The organism is Wolbachia endosymbiont of Drosophila incompta, assembly GCF_001758565.1.
GTDB lineage: Bacteria > Pseudomonadota > Alphaproteobacteria > Rickettsiales > Anaplasmataceae > Wolbachia > Wolbachia pipientis.
The window spans coordinates 361,260-361,586 of sequence record NZ_CP011148.1; positions in this window are offsets into that span (position 1 = coordinate 361,260).

The following is a 327-nucleotide window of genomic DNA, read 5'->3' on the forward strand; positions in this document are numbered from 1 at the left end:
ACTTCCGCACTTTTTCATTGTTGCTTACAATAACTATAGCTACACGATTTACTTGTGTGCTTTTCTTAATTAAAAACTTCAACTATCCATTGTAAGCTGCTGAATTTCTTATCATAGTATCTGTCATCCCAGTACCACTTTCTTGTCATCCAAGTAGCGTGACACTTGGATCTTCTCTCAACAATTTCAAAAAAATCTATCAAAAGGAGGATTACCATGTCTACAATAATTTTATCATCAATTTTTGGTCAAGCAGGCAGCATTTTTGGTCCAATTGGCCGGATTATCGGCTCAGAACTCGGTGCTCTTCTTGGTGCACAGCTAGAT